This window comes from Spirosoma fluminis, from assembly GCF_054778895.1.
Genome location: NZ_BAAGZD010000008.1, coordinates 93,547 through 111,260, shown reverse-complemented (window position 1 = coordinate 111,260; position 17,714 = coordinate 93,547). Strand labels below are relative to the sequence as shown.

Here is a 17,714-nt window from a genome sequence, read left to right as displayed (position 1 = left end):
TCAAGATTAGAATTTAAAGTTTACCCCGAGGGTGAATTGCCGTACTGGTGGGTTGTTCAGGTTTACGGCGATCTGGCGCTCTGGTGTACCACGTTCGCTGGCGTTCTGTGGATTCAGAGTTGACTGACCACTTGCATAGCTATTTCCTTCCGGATCAACAGCAAGGTTCTGGCTAACCAATGGGGAGTAAAGAATAAGTGGATTGGTTGCGTTGAAATAAACCCGTGCTGAACTCATCCCAATTTTCCGGATTAGTTCTGAAGAGAAGGTATACCCCAGGTTTATACTTCTAACTTTAATGAACGACCCGTCGTAATAGCCTAACGTTGAGCCAAACCAGGCTACCGCGCTGCCAGCATCGGGTGCCGGGAAGTTGTTGGTCGGGTTTGCTTCTGTCCAGTAATCCGTTTTTATTTGGTTTACCCGGCCCTGGTTATAGAACGCAAAACCGCCCGAACCGGTAGAGTTACCCGTTAAGTAAGGTACAATCACCTTCATGCCCATACGGGCAAAAGTCACAATCGACAGATCAAAGTTTTTGAAGCTGAAGCGGTTGGTAAGGCCACCTTCCCAGGCGGGTTGGAAATTGCCGAGGATCTGACGGTCAGCGGGATCAATCTTCCCATCGCCATTTACATCCTCCACCCGAATTTGGCCGGGGAACTGAACCGGTGACGTTTGTCTAGCTAACGTACCGTTTTCTTTGTCTGAAGTCTGCCAGAGGCCAATTTTTTTATAGTCATAGATTACTGACAGAGGCTGTCCAACAAACCAGCCCGCTCCCAGGTTGGCAAGCTCAGTTGGCGTAGTGAGCTGGGTAATCTTCTCCCGGTTAAAGAAATACGTAACATCGGCGCTCCAGTTAAATCCTTTGGGGTTTCTGAAGATGTCAAACGTCAGCGCGGTCTCCAGCCCTTTTCCTTCTGTTCGTCCCAGGTTTTTCAGGGTCGAACCGGCTCCGTTGCTCGGTGGCAGCGGTACAGACAACAGGATGTCTTTTGTTTGCTGGTGATACCAATCGACAGTACCCGTGATTCGGTTGTTCAGGAAGCCGAAATCAATTCCAAGGTCTACCTGAGCTGTTGACTGCCAACCCAGACCGGTGGCTGGTAGACTGGTAACGGTGTAAGCAAGCTGCTGTCCGGCCGTACCCGTTCCGAAATTGTAGTAGCCAGCCGATAGTGCGCCCAGTGTTGCGTAAGCCCCAACGTTTCTGTTACCCGAAATACCCCAGCTACCCCGTAGTTTCAAATTCGATATGAAAGGAACCCCTTTCATAAAGTTCTCTTCGATTACGTTCCAGCCAGCGCCAATAGCTGGGTAATTAAAATACTGGTTGCCCGGCGATAGGGTAGAGGATCCATCGCGTCTCAGCGTCAGGGTCAACAGGTAGCGATCATTGTAGCTATAATTCACCCGGCCCATGTACGAAAGCAGACCAAGTTCAGAGAATGAGTTGCCAAAATCTGAATTGGCGACGGGGGTTCCGGAAGCCAGCGAGAAATTCGACGTTTTGATGTAGTCGGCCGGTACACCGGTTATCGTAAAGCGGCTGCCCAGTGAATGGTTTTTGGTGATTTCGTACAGCCCGGTAACACCAAATCTATGCTTTCCAATGGTCTTATCGTAATACAGCAGGTGCTGAAGGTTGATGTCCCAGTACTCAGTGTTTCTGATCTCGGCAGAGGATGACGACTGGACCGTGGCGTTGTTGAAATAAGTCAGTGGTCCGCCGTATCCATTGTAATTCGACTGGCTGAAGTTCAAACCCGCATTCATCCGATAGCGTAGGCCGGGTAGAATGTTTACCTCTGCGTATAAGCTGTTAAAGGTACGTATCGACCGGGTACGGCCCAGGTACGAATCTTTCTTGGTAAGGATCGTCAGGGGGCTAACCGAAGCGGCATCAATCGATCCTTCCGCAGGGAACAGGTTCACCGTTCCGTCTGCATTGTACGGCGCTGCCAATGGCGTTAATCGTACTAAACCGCCCGGAATACCGCCACCACCCGGTGTGTTTTCGTAAGTAAGCGTATTCAGCGTATTCAGGCCGATTTTGATGCGTTTCCCGATTCGCTGGTCGATCGTCGCCCGGATGTTGTATCGTTCAAACTTTTGACTCGGAACAATACCGGTTTCATTAAAGTAACCCAGCCCCAGTGAGTATTGCGTATTTTCAACTCCACCCGCCATGCTCAACTGGTGGTTGGTATTGAAACCCTGCCTGTACAGTAAATCCTGCCAGTCGGTAGAGATGCCAGCCGCTAAGGCGTCTTTTTCTTTCTGGGTAAGCGGGTAGGACGTAGTGCCGGGACTGGTGCGATTGTACTTAGTGGCATCCTCTTTGAACTGGGCATACTCGGGCCCATTCATTACGTTGAATTTCCCCATGATATTGGTCACCCCATGATAGCCGTCATAGCTAAATACAGGCTTACCGATCTTACCGCGTTTGGTGGTAATCAGAATAACGCCACCTGAGCCCCGCGAACCATAGATGGCCGTGGCAGACGCATCTTTCAGGATCTCGAGATTAGCAATATCATCCGGATTGATGTCATTAAGACCACCATAAGGTATTCCATCAACAACCACCAACGGCCCGTCCAGCCCGTCTGCCGAACCTGAACTAGTCGTCAGGGTCCGGTTACCCCGGATCCGGATTTGCCCCTGAGAACCAGGTGTAGACCCGTTACTAATAACGGTGACCCCTGCCGCCCGGCCTTTCAACTGATTGACCAGGTTAGGAGCCGGTACTTCTTTCAGCGTAGTTTCATTGACGGAGACAACCGAGCCCGTAACATCCCGTTTACGCTGCACACCGTACCCAACGACCACCACTTCGTTGAGCGTTTTGTCGTCGGCAACCAGCGTGATGTTTACGGCCGACTGAGCGCCTACCGTTACTTCCTGCGTCGCATAGCCAATATAGGAGAAAACAAGTACAGTGCGGGTATCTTCCGGAATGGTGAGTTTATACGTTCCGTTTACATCCGTTGTAGTCCCCCGCGTTGTGTTCTTTATCTGAATGTTTACACCCGGTAATCCCTCGCCGTTTTCGCCCGTAACCCGGCCAGTCAATTGTCTATCGACGGCAGATTCCGTGTTAATTTCGCTGGTAGCATTCGACTGAGGTAGCGTCAGGGGAGCCGCGTCTCGTTTTAAGATAATCTGTTCACCAACAACTTCATAGCTCAGATTGAGTGGCGACAGAATGTGAGCCAGTACCCGCGAAAGCTGTTCGTTTTTGGCCTGGTAATTAATTTTTCGTTTGGATTGAATGATTTCCCGGCTGAATAAAAACTGTATGTTAGCCTGTTTTTCGATGCGTTTGATCGTAACCTCAACATCCTCATTCTGAACGGAAATACTGATTCGTCGGCTCAGTAGTTCCTGCGCCTTGCTGTCGAGTGCAAAGCCTACATGAGCTAGAGTAAAGGCAAGCAGGAGCGGCAGGCATGACATTCTCATAATCCTGATCCAGCCGTTGCAATTGATAAAACGGTAATGCATATAGGTATGCGGTTTTGTTGATTTTAGGAAAAAATGACAAAAAACTTGGCCTTTCTCAGAATAGAAAGGTAATGTGTGTATTTGACACATTTATAAGGCATATAAGCGATCGTGTTGGTCGTACTATCGCTTTTCTGGGGAAAAGAAGATAGATCGTTTTACACCATAGGCACCAGATTAATTAAGGGCACATGAACAATTAGCTACACCCGTGACTGTGAATAACCACGTGGTTGTCAACAACATCGAACGTCGATTCAATGGTTATGCAGATAAGCCGTATTTTTTCCAGAAACGGAACATCATTGAGCTGCCCGGTAAACGTGCAGTTTTTGAGCAACTGCCGATCAAACTGAATCGGCATGTGATAACTCGATTCCAGTTGAGCCAATACATCAGGTACGGGCGAAAACTCGAACTGAAACGATTGATTAACAGGAGCCGTCGGGTTTTCTTTCGACGGGTGGATACGGCCTTTAACAACCTTGTCGGTGCTGGTTTCAAGACTTAGCTGTTCGTTTTTTGTCAGCAGAATCAACCGGCCCGGTGAATCGACTGGAGTTACCGAAACTTTGCCCGCCTTTACCTTCACGTAACTGGCTGGTTCCCGGTCAAAAGCACGTACCTGAAAACTGGTTCCCAGCACTTTTGTAGTCAAATTGGTTGTGTAAACGACGAACGGTTTGGCTGGATTTTTGGCCACTTCAAAAAAACCTTCTCCCCGTAAATACACCTCCCGAAGCCTATTCGGACTTTGTTTGAGATACCGTAACTGGCTGCCAGCCGATAGCAGTACCGAGGAGTTATCCGGCAGGAGCACCACCAGTGGCTGCTCCGTTACGTTCTTTACCAGTTTCCAAACCACCTCGTTTTGCGGTGATTTGTTTGGTTTCGTTCGGTCAGTTAAAGGGCTGAAATCGAATTTGCCAGCCTGCCATAACACAATGATGCTGACTACGGCGGCTGCGGCTGCCCAACGTCCCCACAGCCATATTGGTTTTACGACCGTGAACGGTAAATTAAGCTGATTTAGAATTTCTTTTCTCTTCTCCTTAAGCTGTTGGTTTGATACATCAACCCGCTTCCCCTGAAGCACCAGTAAAGTAGCGACAGCCTGCTCGTACAGGTCCCGCTTTTCGGGATGCTGGTCTAACCAGTGTTGCCAGAATACCGCATCGTCCGGACGTCTTTCCCGAACCCACCTCTGAAATGTGGCGTCTTCCAGGAAGTCGTGGACAGTTGAGAAAGGCTCAGGCGGCAGATTCATTGGTACTTTTCTCTGATTTTTATTGATAGTATGAAGTTGCCGCCTACTTATACCCTACATCAGAAAATTATTTTTGAAAAAATACAAAGCGCCAGTAAGGCCGAGACCTGCCACCGTCTGCGCAGCTTGTTAAGTGCCTTCTGTAGAAAGTTAGAAACCGATTGGCGATTGACGTTCATGACGTCGGCAATCTCCGGTATAGGTAGGTTTTCGTAATAGCGCAGGTATAGGGCTTCTCGCTCACGAACGGGTAAAGCAGTTAACTGATCCTGTATCATTTTCGTCATACTACGTAATGATTCCTGACGAATCAGTAAGGTTTCGGAGTCAATATCTTCCGCCACTGACGTATCCCAGTCCAGTTCTTCATAGCTCAGGCGTTTTTGTTCTCGTAGATGCTGAAGAATATGATGGCGGATTGATTTCAGAAGATAATGTCTGACCGAATCGGTTTCATTGATCTGTAGGCGGTTCTGCCAGAGCTGTAAAAATAGTTCCTGTATACAGTCCTCAACGACAGTTTCCCCAACCATGAATTTCAGTCCATAATGCTTCAGCACGCCATAATAGCGTTCAACGAGCAATCCTAAGGCCTGTCTATCGCCTGCGCGATACGCTTGCCAAAGGACGTGATCTAGGGGAATAGGTGCTGTTTTCAAACTTTGACTAAATAGTTACAATCTATTACTATCAATTTAATGATGTCTATCTGACACAATTTAGCAACTCAAAAAAATACATGTTATTAATTTGACAATCAGCTGTTTTCGTCAGGACAAGCCTAAATAAATTTGGCATGTCTACTGGCAGCATTTTGTACATCTTATGCAGACAGTGAATGCATTGGAAATACAATTTTACAAGGATATAATTATAAAATCTAGAAGGTATTCGATAAATGTCAATTATATTTTAACGGTTTGTCCTTTAGAATATAAAAGAATGCAGTTCTATGAGTTTATTTTTCGTTTATAAGTCTTTAAAACTCACAGGCAACGCTAGAAATCACTTCCATCGACAAGAACCAATTGCGAATTCTTTCTGGTGGAACGGCAAGAGTGATTTTCTGGTCTCTGAAGATAGGGGAGCGCTTTGATTAAATCAGCGAGAGCTTTCAATTAGCGACTGATACACTGTCGCACTGGCATCGATACCATACTTAATCCAATCATGGACGTTGACACAGACCTTCAGACTTTTAGTAGAGAGCAGCTCATCGACGAAATCAAACGATTGAGAGCCGGTATTCGTGAACACCGGGATAGTACAGGGCATGATTTATGCTGGCATCATCCTAAGCTATGGTCACTGTTGCCCGAAAGGACTGACCCTAACATAGCTGTACCTCCATGGCCCGAATTTATGCGCGGTTGCGTTCAATATCGCCAATCGCTTGAAGAGCAGAAACCTAATTCCTGACTACCGTGCTATCTTCTGTATATGCTGGTTTGGATTGGTACTACGTGTAGTTTAATCAGATCAGAATTTGATTTGTTGGTGAGCATGGCGGCTTTGCGCTTTCTATTTTTAGCAAAAAGGGACTAACGTAGCAATGGAGAGCGCGAATGCGCCCGGTGCGCTGTTGTAAGCATTAGCCCCAGCTTATTCGAGCCGTATCCACATGGTGCCTGACATCGTTTCGCCCGGGTTCAGCACAACTAGTCCCTCTCCGTTGTTAAACGCGTTCACATTTGCCGTGCAGGGTTCAATAGCCAGGCTGTCGTGGCGAGGGGGCGTAAAGCAGACCAGGTAATTCAACTTCCCTTCGCCCACCTCCTGACCAACAATCAGCCGAATACCGGTTTTTGTCGCGGTTAGCATTGTTTCGGCAAATGGTGAGCCGCTGGCTGGTACGCCGGTTGGTTCGATGGCAAAAGGCGTATCGAACTTCACGTCGCGCAGACTAAACGTTTCGGCGTTTTCCAGCGGTTGCCGATCGCCGGGCATCATATCGTCATCGAGGTCAATCCGGGAGCGGGCAGGCAGCGAAAGCGTCGTTTCGCTGAGATTTTCTCCGGAAAAAGTAAAATAAGGGTGCCAGCCGAAGGCGGCCGGGCAACGCTTTGTTCCGGCGTTTCGGGCCGCGTAGCTGATACGTAATGCGCACATCCTGTCGGCTTGGGGGTTGCTGCCGTAGTTTAATAAATCGGCCTGAATCAGTTCGTACGTAATCGTAAGGGAGAACGGGAACGGATAGCCCGCAAGATTGCCTGCATAATCATACCGCAAAACGAGTTGCGCATGGGTAGGCGTTACGTCCTGGCTCACGACGGAAAATGTCTGGTCATGTACGAGCCCATGGATGGCATTATAACGCCTGGTTTCGTTGATCGGCAGCGTATAATCTTCACCTTCAAAATGGTACACGCCATGACGAACACGGCTGGCGAAGGGATACAGAAACGCGCTGGCGTAACTTTCGTTGGCCAGCAGGGCCTGGGGTGACTCGGGTGCCTGAATCAGCGACATTAACTCGTTGCCTTTACGTAATACGAGTCGGCGGAGGATTGCTCCATGTTCAGGGATAACACTGATAAATTCGCCTGATTCTGTATGCTCAAGCACGTACTCGGTAAGCGGAGTTGCTTCGGTTGCTAACGGACCGAAGGGTTGGGTGGTGATCTGAAATGGCATTAGCAATCAACAAGTCAGTATGCAATATAGTAAATTCGCGGGGCCGGTTATTGTTTATTCGGTTTATCAAACAGCCTGAACTCAATATGCTTTACCGGGCAACAAGGGGGCCTACATTTCGCCCTCGACCCCGAGACCAAACAAGGCAAAGTCATACTTAACGGGGTCTAGCGGATCAAATTGACGTAACGCTTCGGTAAGCTCCAGCGCGGCTTTCCAATCGGTTTGGGGACGATGTAATAAGCCCAGTAAACGGGCCACGCGGTTTACGTGAACATCAATGGGCATGATGAGCTGACTCGGTTGCAGCCGGGTCCAGAGACCGAAATCAACACCGCGATCGTCCTGCCTGACCATCCACCGCAGAAACATCAGCAGACGTTTGCAGGATGAGTTCCGCGCCGGTGTCGCAATGTGCTTACGGGTACGGACCGGGAAGAAGGGATCGCAGCAAAACCGATAGTGAAAAGCGATTAAGGACGACTCAACGGATGGAACTGCCGTCGGGCCAGCGTTATTTCCAGCCGTTGGGTTTGGCACGAATGCATCTTCCAGCGACTCGTTGGCTTGATAGTACTGATGAAAGAAATGCAGGAAGTAAAGCGCGTCAGTGGCATTAAACGTCCGATGCTTAAACGCCATAAACCGCTTTAAATCGCTTTCTTCATGATTACGCACAAAGTCGTAAGGAGCCCCGTCCATGAGCGCAACGAGTTCGTTTGATTTCTTGAGAATAACCGGACGCTGCCCCCAGGCAAGCACCGCTGCCCAAAACCCCATGATCTCAATATCCTGCTTCCGGCTGAACTGATGCGGAATGCTGATCGGGTCGCGCTCAATGAAGAAAGGCCGATTGTACTGATCGGCCTTGTGGTCAAGAAAATCCTTTAACAATTGATAATCCAGTGCTTCGTCTGCCACTCGATACCTGCTTATTTACTGTTCCCCCCGCTCACGACCCAGGCCATTGCTTTGGAAACGCCCGAAAACAACGCCAGAAACGCCGACATCACGAAGGTAAACACGGCAATAAAAGGATACGCTAACGTAAACATGATGCTGAAAGTGACGTAGCCGGGTGAGGCTTTCATCTGCGCATCCCGCTCCCGGTGGCGACGGGTAATTCGATCTTCTTTCGTTTCTTTTTCCATAACTCGGCTCGTTAGCGAACAATGTAACTTACCTCAGCCCGAAAACGCCGGTCTTCCGGCGAAAGTTTCGCAAAGGCCTGAGCCGACAGTTTAATTAGAATCTTGTCGTTCACGCCTGTATTGGGTAACCGGCCAATTACCTTCACCCACATGCTCTGATTGTTGAATTCGTTACGTACCTGCACTAACGTTCCAATCGGAGCGGTACGGTGCAGGGCGAGGTATTTACCCGACTCGTCGCCTTCAATCATTTCGGCAACACCACTGTCTGAAATTCGCCGTCCGCGCGTAGGCATAGGTGCATCGTTACCCGGCCGGGGCGACTCAACCTCTATTTCAGAGGCCTTTTCGGCTGGCTTTTCCGCCGGTTTGCTGGGGCTTGTCGGGGTTGGTTCCGTACGGCGCGTTTCGGCAACAGGTGTGGGCCGTTCGGGCTTTGACTCGGGCTGACTTTCGGTTCGACGGGTGGGCGTGGGCTTCGGTTCAGAAGGGCGAACGGGTTCGGGCCGGGTAGGTTCGGTGCGATTCGGGGTCTCGGACGTCTTGGCCGCTACTGTTGGACTTGGTGAAGAAGGCACGCGTGCCTGATACGCCTTTTCTGAAACAATAAGGGCCTGGCCAATCAACACATTGTTGCTGGAAAGGTTATTCCATTTGCGTACATCTGATTGCGAGACGCCGTATCGAACCGCCAAGCTATAGAGCGTTTGACCGGGTTCGACCACGTGAATACCCGACCCAGCGGGATCTTCGGCTTTTTTAACGTCCTTTTCCGGGCTTTTGTCAGCCTTCATAACGGCCGATTCATCAACGGGCGTTGGTTTGTCGGCGGCTTTGGCCTCGCGTTTTTGTTCTTTTTCTTCTTTGCGAATGGCTTTGTCGATGGCTTTTGCTTCTTTGCGCGAAAGGCTACTCTCGGGAATCGGAATCCTGACAACCTGATCGTACCGCACGGCGTCGTTCATGTCCGGATTAGCCGCTTTGATCTCGGCCACCGAGCGTCCATACCGGCGGGCTATGGCGTACAGGGTCTGCCCTTCGTCGACGCGGTGGATGATATACCGTTTGCCATCTTTCTTTTCAAGACCGACCGAATCGACAGGTATTGATCTCGGCACCGACGTAACAAACCGGGCCTGCGACGCCTGACAATACCCTACACCAAACAGTAAAATTGTAGTCGAGATAATATGAATTTTCTTCATGAAGCATTCATCAGTAAACGGCCTTCCTTATGGACCTGTCCAGCAGATACGAGTAGAGGCCGGACGTAAATTTACGGTAAAATAGGGCTAATTTCAGTAAAGAACGGATTTTGATCTGTTTTCCGATTATTTAACGAAGCCGCTCTTACCCAGAATTTACCGAACGTAGTGAATAGGGGCTCAGCCAGTCAGTCGGCGCTGACTTTTCTCCTGAACATAACGTCACACGAACTCGAATTAGTGGGGCAACCCGCTCGTCTGGCATTGTTAAAAAACCTTAATACTGAACCGCGCGAACAGAAACCAGCGTTTGGTGTTAAACAAGGAACAGATTTTTCTTTCCCCGCCGGGTACCACTACCAATTAGGCCTGGAACGAGTAAACCTTAATGAACGTATGCAAAATTATTCGATACTTTGGGCTGACGACGAAATTGATCTGCTGAAACCGCACATTTTATTCCTCAAGAATAAAGGCTACGACGTTACGTCGGTAAACAGCGGGGCCGATGCGCTCGATCAGGTCGAACAGGCGAATTATGACGTTGTGTTTCTGGATGAGATGATGCCGGGCATGACCGGCCTGGAAACGCTCTCGCAGATTAAACAACTGCGGCCAAATCTGCCGGTTGTGATGATCACCAAGAGCGAAGAGGAACACATCATGGAAGAAGCCATCGGCTCGAAAATTGCCGATTATCTGATTAAGCCGCTGAATCCCAACCAGATCTTGTTGTCGGTCAAGAAAATACTCGATAACAAACGGCTCGTAACCGAACGGACGAACATCGGCTATCAGCAGGACTTCCGGAACATCTCGATGCAGTATAACGACCGCATGAGTTTCGAAGAGTGGGCCGACGTCTACAAGAAGCTGATTTACTGGGAGCTTGAACTGGATGGATCGCAGGATCGGAGCATGTCGGAAGTCATGAATATGCAGAAGAGTGAAGCAAATGCTACGTTCTGTAAGTTCGTAATGGACAACTACGAAGACTGGCTGAACGAGCCTAAGATGGAGAGCCCGATTATGTCGCACCAGTTGATGCGCAAGAAGGTGTTTCCTCTGCTGGATCAGGGCACCAGTAATCCATCCCCCTTGTTTTTTATTCTGATCGATAACCTTCGCTACGACCAATGGAAGGCCATTGAGCCGCTCCTGGGCGAGTACTTTACGGTAGAAGAAGAATCGTCATATTACTCCATTCTGCCGACCACGACTGGTTTTGCTCGTAACGCCATATTTTCGGGGATGATGCCGAGCGAAATGGAACGCAAGCATCCTGATCTGTGGGTGAACGACGACAACGAAGATGAGGGCCTGAACAACCACGAAGATGAGTTCCTGCGTCGGCAGCTTGAGCAGAGTCGGCTGAACATCAAGATGTCCTACCACAAGATCCTGAACGTAAACCAGGGAAAATCGTTGGTCGACAACTTCAATAACCTGCTTCAGAATCAGCTAAACGTTGTTGTATACAACTTTGTGGACATGCTTTCGCACGCGAGAACCGATATGGCCATGATCAAAGAGCTGGCTCCTGACGAATCGGCGTATCGTTCGATCACCCGGTCGTGGTTCCAGCACTCGCCTTTGCTGGAGTTTGTGCAGAAGATTGCCGCTAAAGGCGGTCGGCTGATTATTACCACCGACCACGGTATGATTCGTGTGCAGAAACCCGCTAAAATTGTGGGCTACCGCGAAACCAACACAAACCTGCGGTATAAGCAGGGTAAGAACCTGGGATTCGAGGAAAACCACGTATTTGTGGGCCGCAAACCTGAACTGCTTTTCTTACCGAAGCCTCACGTATCGACAGCGTACGTGTTTACGCTGGAAGATTACTTCTTTGCTTATCCGAACAACTATAATTACTACGTAAATCATTACCGGAATACGTTCCAGCACGGTGGCGTCTCGCTGGAGGAGATGATCATTCCGTTTGCGTATCTGCGTGCGAAGTAACTAAGCAAAACAGCATAATAAACAAGTCATGGTATAAATGGATGAAGAAGCACAAGCCTCTCTCAATCATTTATACCGTGACTTTTTAGTGTCTTATCTAACCATTTAACTCAACAACCTGGCCATCCTGACAGCGCAGGACCCGAGCGGGGTACTTGTTGAGTAAATCGTAGTTGTGCGTAGCCATGAGCACGGCTGTGCCCGCGTTGTTAATCGCTTGAAACACCTTCATAATCTGATCCGATACGGCCGGATCCAGGTTTCCGGTCGGCTCATCCGCAATCAAAATCTGGGGTTCGTTCAGCATGGCCCTGGCGACAACGACCCGTTGCTGCTCACCGCCCGAGAGCTGATGCGGCATTTTCTTCTGGGCAGTACCCAAACCAACCTGCATCAGAACGTCGGCAATCCGATTGTTCATCAACGCCTTATCCTTCCAGCCGGTTGCTTTCAATACGAACTTGAGGTTGTCTTCTACCGAACGGTCAAAAAACAGTTGAAAGTCCTGAAAGACAATGCCAATTTTTCGACGCAGCTGGGGGACATCGCGCGGCTTCAGCGAATCGAGCGGAAAGCCCGCAACCCGCCCTTTACCGTTCTGGAGCCACAAGTCGGCGTATAAGGTTTTCAATAGCGACGACTTACCGCTGCCGGTACGCCCGATCAAATACACAAAATCGCCCTTATCTATTTCAAACGATACGTCACCTAAAACCAGTTTCTGGTCCTGGTAAATATCGGCATGATCGAGGGTAAGAACGGGCTCGGAGGAAAACATAGGAGAGACGATTTACGATTTACCGTTTACAACGCTGCTCAGGGACAATCGTCTTGTAAACGGTAAATCGTAATTCAACATTATTTCACGGGCAGATTCGCCTTCTCGTGGTCAGCCAGGAATTTAGCCAGGCCACTGTCCGTCAGCGGGTGATTCAGCAGCGCTTTGATTACGCTCAGCGGAGCCGTCATCACGTCAGCACCGATTTCGGCGCACTGGATGATGTGCATGGGGTGACGTACCGAAGCGGCCAGCACTTCCGTCGTGATCCCGTAGTTGGTGAAAATGGTGACGATCTGCTCGATCAAGGCCATACCATCGGTTGAAATATCGTCCAGACGGCCCACAAACGGCGATACGAACGAAGCACCGGCTTTAGCGGCTACCAGCGCCTGACCCGCCGAGAAAATCAGCGTACAGTTCGTCCGAATGCCTTTTTCCGAGAAATACTTGATTGCCTTCACACCATCGGCGGTCATTGGGATTTTTACGACGATATTCTCATCGAGTTCGGCCAGTTCGTCGCCCTCTTTGATCATCTCATCGTATTTAACCGAAATAACTTCGGCGCTGACGTCACCTTCTACGATTTCGCAGATTTGTTTGTAGTGGCGCATTACGTTGTCTTTGCCCGTAATGCCTTCTTTGGCCATCAGCGATGGGTTCGTGGTTACACCATCAAGAATCCCCATATCCTGGGCTTCGCGAATGTCAGCCAGGTTGGCTGTGTCGATAAAAAATTTCATAGTTTAAATTAGAGTTAATCAGTTGGTTCGTGGTTAAGTTGGGTCGCACCAACGACGTCAGCCTATACCAACAGATGCGCAAACTTACTCACTAACCGAGTGGCTAACAACCTGCGTTCCGTTCTGAATTTTGCAGACGTGAATGTACGTATCTTTACCGGTTCTGGTCTTATATTCTTTTGTGATCAGATCTGTGAAGTGGGCGAGTGCATCTTCGCGAATCAAATTGATGGTGCATCCGCCAAAACCGCCACCCATCATGCGTGCGCCCAGTACTCCCGGTTGCTGCCGCGCAATGTCGACAAGAATATCCAGTTCGGAGCAACTCACCTCATACCAGTGGCTGAGGCCCTCGTGTGACCCGTACATCAACTGGCCGAAAGCTGTTACGTCTCCCGATTCAAGGGCCGCTACGCCCTCGAGCAGCCGTTGGTTTTCCTGTACCACGTAGGCACACCGGCGATAGATCAGGGGTTGTGTGTCGCGCAGATGCGTATCGAGCATATCCATCGTTACGTCGCGTAGACTCTTTATATCCGGATAAAAAGCCTGCAAGGCGCGAACGCCAGATTCGCACTCCGCCCGGCGGGTATTATACTCCGACGTAACGAGGGCGTGTTTTACGTTGGAATCGCAAAGCACAATGCTGATACCTTCCATCTGAAGCGGAGCGTAGGAATAGTCGAGCGACCGACAGTCGAGTTTGATGACGTGATCGGCTTTGCCCATCATGCTGGCGAACATATCCATGATGCCTACTTTGGCTCCGACAAATTCGTTCTCAGCCCGCTGCGACATCCTGACCATGTCAATGCGTGAAACCCCCAGCGAGAAAAGTTCATTCAGGGCAAAACCAACGGCGTTCTCCAGGGCTGCCGAGGACGACAAACCCGCACCCATTGGAATCGTGCCCGCGAACACACAGTTGAAGCCCCTGAGTTGGTGACCCGCCTGGTTGAACTGCGCTACGACGCCCAACAGATAATCGGCCCAGGTCCGGGAAGGAGTGAGCGACGCCAAAGAACCCTGGTAGGTTTCGTTCAGGTCGTGCGCTACAAAATGAAGTTCCTCGTCCTGGCGCGGGCTTACGGCTAAATAAATGGCTTTATCAATGGCAGCCGGTAAAACGAAGCCTTCGTTGTAGTCAGTATGTTCACCAATGAGATTAACGCGGCCGGGGGAACAGATCAACAGCGGCTTGGAACCGAACGTGGCTTGAAATGACGCGTTGAGTTGGTTGAGCAGGTCCATGGTAGTTTAAGAAATAAAGCGACCTGATCCGCTTAACGTATACAAACCGCTAAACAAAGCAACGGCCCAGCGGACATGGGCGGAAACAAAAAATGGCAAACCAATGTCTCACCGCTACGACCACCTACCCTTGCTTCGGTCAAGACCTGGGGGATTCAGCAGGAGCTGGTAGCACCGATTTGCCGATGCAAAGTTAAGCATTTGTTAGTCAAACGACCAAATTTCCCTCATACCTTTGCCTTTAAAATCAGAGAACATGAAGCGTTTATTGCCGAGTATCGTTAGTATAGTATTCATTCTCAGTGCCTGTAATTCCTCAGAGGAATACGTTGAGCAGGGTAGAAATTATTTAAAAGAAGGAAAATTTCGCGAAGCGATCACGTCATTGAACCAGGCGATCGAGGCTGACGATGACAACGCCGAAGCGTTTAACTCCCGTGGGGTGGCTTATTTTGAGTTGAAGGAGTACGCCAACGCGACCCTGGATTATGATCAGGCGATCAAATTAAAACCCGATTATTACCGACCGTATTACAACCGGGCGCTCCTGAAGGTTGCTCAGAATGATCAGGCCGGAGCCTTGAAAGACTATTCGGATGCCATTCGGTTCGCCCCTGACACCAGTAAAAGCATCAGCGCCGATCTATACGTGAACCGGGGGCAGCTATTTGCGGCACAGGGCCAGATCCAACCCGCTTTAACGGATTTTTCCCAGGCTATTTTGTTAAATTCAACCAACGTACTGGCTTTATATAACCGGGGAAACCTCAGGTTCCAGCAGAAAGATCTGCCGGGGGCAACGGCTGATTTTCAGCAGGCGGTTCAGGCAGATCCGAAGTTTGGGAAAGCGTTCTATGGGTTAGGCATCGCCCAGATCCTGCAGGAACAGCGGGAAGCAGGTTGTTTGAGCTTAAAACAGGCGCAGAACCTAGGTTACTCGGATGCTGCTGCGGCCATCACGGCCTACTGTGACTAAAACCCTGTTTGTTTTGTTATTCATTAAACTTGAACGAACGTGCAAAAAATTCTGAGCATCATTTTTGGCCTGCTGTTCCTTTTATTTGCTGCTTTTCAATACAATGACCCCGACCCCGAAATATGGGTGCCGATTTATGGATTCGCGGCCGTAGCCTGCTTCATGGCCTATGCCAGTGTCGGGCGTTGGTGGTTCTTTGCCGCAATGACGGTGATTTATCTGGTCGCAGCGTATTACCAGTGGCCTCCTCGGTTTGAAGGCTTCTTATTCGATGAGCTGGGTATGCGAAGCGTAAATATTGAAATGGCCCGGGAGGCTGGGGGACTCGCTATCTGCGCGGCTATTATGCTGATGTTCGCCATCCTTACCCGTCAACCCGCCCGCCGATGAAACTGGTCGAATGCCCCCGCGATGCCATGCAGGGTTTGCACCAGTTTGTGCCGACCGCTCTTAAAATCAGCTACCTGAACAGCCTGTTGCGGGTTGGTTTCGATACCCTGGACTTCGGCAGCTTTGTGTCGCCGAAAGCGGTTCCGCAAATGCAGGACACGGCCGACGTACTGGCCGGTCTGAATGTGTCGTCTACTACAACCAAACTGCTGGCCATTGTCGCGAACCTGCGCGGGGCTGAGCAGGCTGTTGGCTATTCGGCGGTTCAATACGTCGGGTTTCCGTTATCGGTTTCCGAAACGTTTCAGCAGCGAAACACCAACAAGTCCATCGCCCAGGCTCTGGACGAGGTGAAGGAAATCCAGAACCAGTGCGTTAGGGCGGGTAAAAAACTCGTAGTGTATCTCTCGATGGGATTTGGCAATCCGTATGGTGATCCCTATAGCCCCGACCTGGTTGGAGCGTTTACTGAACAGTTGGTGCAGCTCGGAGTAGGGACGATAGCCCCATCGGATACGGTCGGCTCATCGACTCCGGAGGCCATTGAAAATCTGTTTCGGCAGTTGATCCAGGCGTTTCCGCAGGTTGAATTTGGTGCGCACCTGCACGCCAAGCCCGGCGAAGCCGCCGGTAAAGTCAGAGCCGCTGTCCGGGCTGGGGTTCAACGTATTGACGGAGCTTTACGGGGCTTTGGTGGGTGCCCGATGGCGGCCGATGACCTGACCGGAAATCTGCCGACCGAAGAAATCATCCAGACACTGACTACCGAAGGCATAATCGTACCCATCAATGCCGATGCCTTTCAGCAGTCACTGGCTTTGTCAACGGGGGTGTTCTATTGATTTGGCCGCTTACATAAACATGGTCTGTATCTCTTCTTTCACAGCTCTTAAAGCCCCGGAAGTGGGTTGCTTTTCGCGCTGAATGATCCGTTCGAAAATGCGCTTCGACAGGTCCAGCGCCGGAGCTTCGGGGCTCGTATCGCCGGAGGCCTGATTGATGAGCGTAATGACCTCGTTCATGGCTCCCTGAATCTGATCCCATACCGCCTGGCTCATGTATACCTGCTGCGATAGATTGTGGTTATACTCGTCCCGAATTTCCTGAAGCAGCCGCTGCTGAAACTCGAGCACGGTGGTGGAACTGCCGCCCAGCCGAAGCAGCAAATTGTTGGGACTGATCCGTTCCAGAAACAACACCATCCGCTCGTAGGCCTGCAAACGAATCGGTACTACGGTTTCGGTATACCGCGTTTTGACTTCATACTGATGCCGATCGGCTTCTCGTTCCAGCAATAACTTGACCGTTAAATACATTCCGTACAAAACCAGGCCAGCCGGGACAATTAACTTCAGAAAATCACTTAAAAGCTCCATGTAAAGAACAACGTTGTTTTAACAAAAAAAGGTAACTTTGAAAAAAGGCTATTAGTGAATTGGAGTATGTTTTCGATATGAGTTACCTGGTAAACTATGCGAAAACGTAAGTAAACATAATGTAATGACACTTGAAAATCCCGTTCGTGTACGACCCGACGCGCGACAACAGATTCTGGACACGCTGCAGGCCAACCGGATTCCCGAAGAATATGGCCTGAGGGTCGGTATTCGGGGTGGCGGCTGCGGATCGTCCTGGCTCCTGGGATTCGATCTGCCAAGCCCTGCCGACGAAGTATATAACGTAGAAGGCGTGCGTGTCATTATTGACCGGAAGCATTTGCTGTATGTGCTGGGCGCTGAGATTGGCTACGAAACCGGTGGCTATACAGTTGAAAAAGATACCGCTGCTCCTTGAAAACCAGAGTTGCTAAAACGTTACGTTCTAGTAACTCACCCGAA

16 protein-coding genes are annotated in these 17,714 nt (G+C 49.9%); 5 read left to right on the top strand and 11 right to left on the bottom strand.

What is annotated here, in order from left to right:
• Window positions 1-6: 6 nt before the first annotated feature.
• The 7 genes from ACYVBJ_RS13495 to ACYVBJ_RS13465 form a co-directional block, all read right to left on the bottom strand.
• Window positions 7-3,471 (bottom strand): TonB-dependent receptor, encoded by a 3,465-nt coding sequence (locus tag ACYVBJ_RS13495; RefSeq protein WP_460982827.1) that lies wholly within the window; start codon window positions 3,469-3,471, stop codon window positions 7-9.
• A gap of 241 nt (window positions 3,472-3,712) precedes the next feature.
• On the bottom strand, window positions 3,713-4,780 hold the full coding sequence (locus ACYVBJ_RS13490; protein WP_460982826.1) for a FecR family protein: 1,068 nt from the start codon (window positions 4,778-4,780) through the stop codon (window positions 3,713-3,715).
• Between the two features lie 59 nt (window positions 4,781-4,839).
• Window positions 4,840-5,439 (bottom strand): RNA polymerase sigma factor, encoded by a 600-nt coding sequence (locus ACYVBJ_RS13485; RefSeq protein WP_460982825.1) that lies wholly within the window; start codon window positions 5,437-5,439, stop codon window positions 4,840-4,842.
• 943 nt (window positions 5,440-6,382) lie between these two features.
• Window positions 6,383-7,414, bottom strand: coding sequence for an aldose epimerase family protein (locus tag ACYVBJ_RS13480; protein WP_460982824.1), 1,032 nt, complete (start codon window positions 7,412-7,414; stop codon window positions 6,383-6,385).
• Window positions 7,415-7,525: 111 nt separating this feature from the next.
• Complete coding sequence (locus ACYVBJ_RS13475) at window positions 7,526-8,335, bottom strand: TIGR02757 family protein (RefSeq protein WP_460982823.1); 810 nt, start codon at window positions 8,333-8,335, stop codon at window positions 7,526-7,528.
• Window positions 8,336-8,346: 11 nt separating this feature from the next.
• Complete coding sequence (locus ACYVBJ_RS13470; protein WP_460982822.1) at window positions 8,347-8,565, bottom strand: hypothetical protein; 219 nt, start codon at window positions 8,563-8,565, stop codon at window positions 8,347-8,349.
• An 11-nt stretch (window positions 8,566-8,576) separates the two neighbouring features.
• Entirely contained in the window at window positions 8,577-9,770 is a 1,194-nt protein-coding gene (locus ACYVBJ_RS13465; RefSeq protein ID WP_460982821.1) for a septal ring lytic transglycosylase RlpA family protein, read from the bottom strand.
• A gap of 396 nt (window positions 9,771-10,166) precedes the next feature.
• Here ACYVBJ_RS13465 and porX point away from each other — a divergent pair, with 396 nt between their 5' ends.
• The gene (gene porX, locus ACYVBJ_RS13460) at window positions 10,167-11,735 is read left to right on the top strand and encodes a T9SS response regulator signal transducer PorX (protein WP_460982820.1); all 1,569 of its coding nucleotides are present in this window, start codon (window positions 10,167-10,169) and stop codon (window positions 11,733-11,735) included.
• A gap of 97 nt (window positions 11,736-11,832) precedes the next feature.
• Here the strand turns inward: porX and ACYVBJ_RS13455 are convergent, their stop codons facing one another.
• The 3 genes from ACYVBJ_RS13455 to ACYVBJ_RS13445 form a co-directional block, all read right to left on the bottom strand.
• Complete coding sequence (locus ACYVBJ_RS13455; RefSeq protein ID WP_460982819.1) at window positions 11,833-12,513, bottom strand: cell division ATP-binding protein FtsE; 681 nt, start codon at window positions 12,511-12,513, stop codon at window positions 11,833-11,835.
• A gap of 80 nt (window positions 12,514-12,593) precedes the next feature.
• The gene (gene fsa / locus ACYVBJ_RS13450; protein ID WP_460978865.1) at window positions 12,594-13,259 is read right to left on the bottom strand and encodes a fructose-6-phosphate aldolase; all 666 of its coding nucleotides are present in this window, start codon (window positions 13,257-13,259) and stop codon (window positions 12,594-12,596) included.
• An 84-nt stretch (window positions 13,260-13,343) separates the two neighbouring features.
• Window positions 13,344-14,510 carry a galactokinase gene (locus ACYVBJ_RS13445; protein ID WP_460982818.1) on the bottom strand — a complete coding sequence of 389 codons (1,167 nt, stop codon included), beginning with the start codon at window positions 14,508-14,510 and terminating at the stop codon, window positions 13,344-13,346.
• Window positions 14,511-14,766: 256 nt separating this feature from the next.
• On the opposite strand from ACYVBJ_RS13445, the gene ACYVBJ_RS13440 reads away from it, so the two are divergent.
• The 3 genes from ACYVBJ_RS13440 to ACYVBJ_RS13430 are packed head-to-tail and all read left to right on the top strand — an operon-like array spanning window position 14,767 to window position 16,718.
• Window positions 14,767-15,486, top strand: a complete 720-nt coding sequence (locus ACYVBJ_RS13440; RefSeq protein ID WP_460982817.1) for a tetratricopeptide repeat protein — start codon at window positions 14,767-14,769, stop codon at window positions 15,484-15,486.
• A 39-nt stretch (window positions 15,487-15,525) separates the two neighbouring features.
• Window positions 15,526-15,876: a transmembrane 220 family protein gene (locus ACYVBJ_RS13435; RefSeq protein WP_460982816.1), complete on the top strand. Its 351-nt coding sequence runs from the start codon at window positions 15,526-15,528 to the stop codon at window positions 15,874-15,876.
• Window positions 15,873-16,718 carry a hydroxymethylglutaryl-CoA lyase gene (locus ACYVBJ_RS13430; RefSeq protein WP_460982815.1) on the top strand — a complete coding sequence of 282 codons (846 nt, stop codon included), beginning with the start codon at window positions 15,873-15,875 and terminating at the stop codon, window positions 16,716-16,718. The genes ACYVBJ_RS13435 and ACYVBJ_RS13430 overlap by 4 nt, the downstream gene beginning before the upstream one ends.
• 9 nt (window positions 16,719-16,727) lie before the next feature.
• Here the strand turns inward: ACYVBJ_RS13430 and ACYVBJ_RS13425 are convergent, their stop codons facing one another.
• A complete protein-coding gene (locus tag ACYVBJ_RS13425; protein ID WP_460982814.1) occupies window positions 16,728-17,252 on the bottom strand; it encodes a DUF7935 family protein in 525 nt (174 codons plus the stop codon).
• A gap of 124 nt (window positions 17,253-17,376) precedes the next feature.
• Between ACYVBJ_RS13425 and ACYVBJ_RS13420 the strand changes: the two genes are divergently transcribed.
• Window positions 17,377-17,670, top strand: coding sequence for a HesB/IscA family protein (locus ACYVBJ_RS13420; RefSeq protein WP_460982813.1), 294 nt, complete (start codon window positions 17,377-17,379; stop codon window positions 17,668-17,670).
• Window positions 17,671-17,714 lie beyond the last annotated feature (44 nt).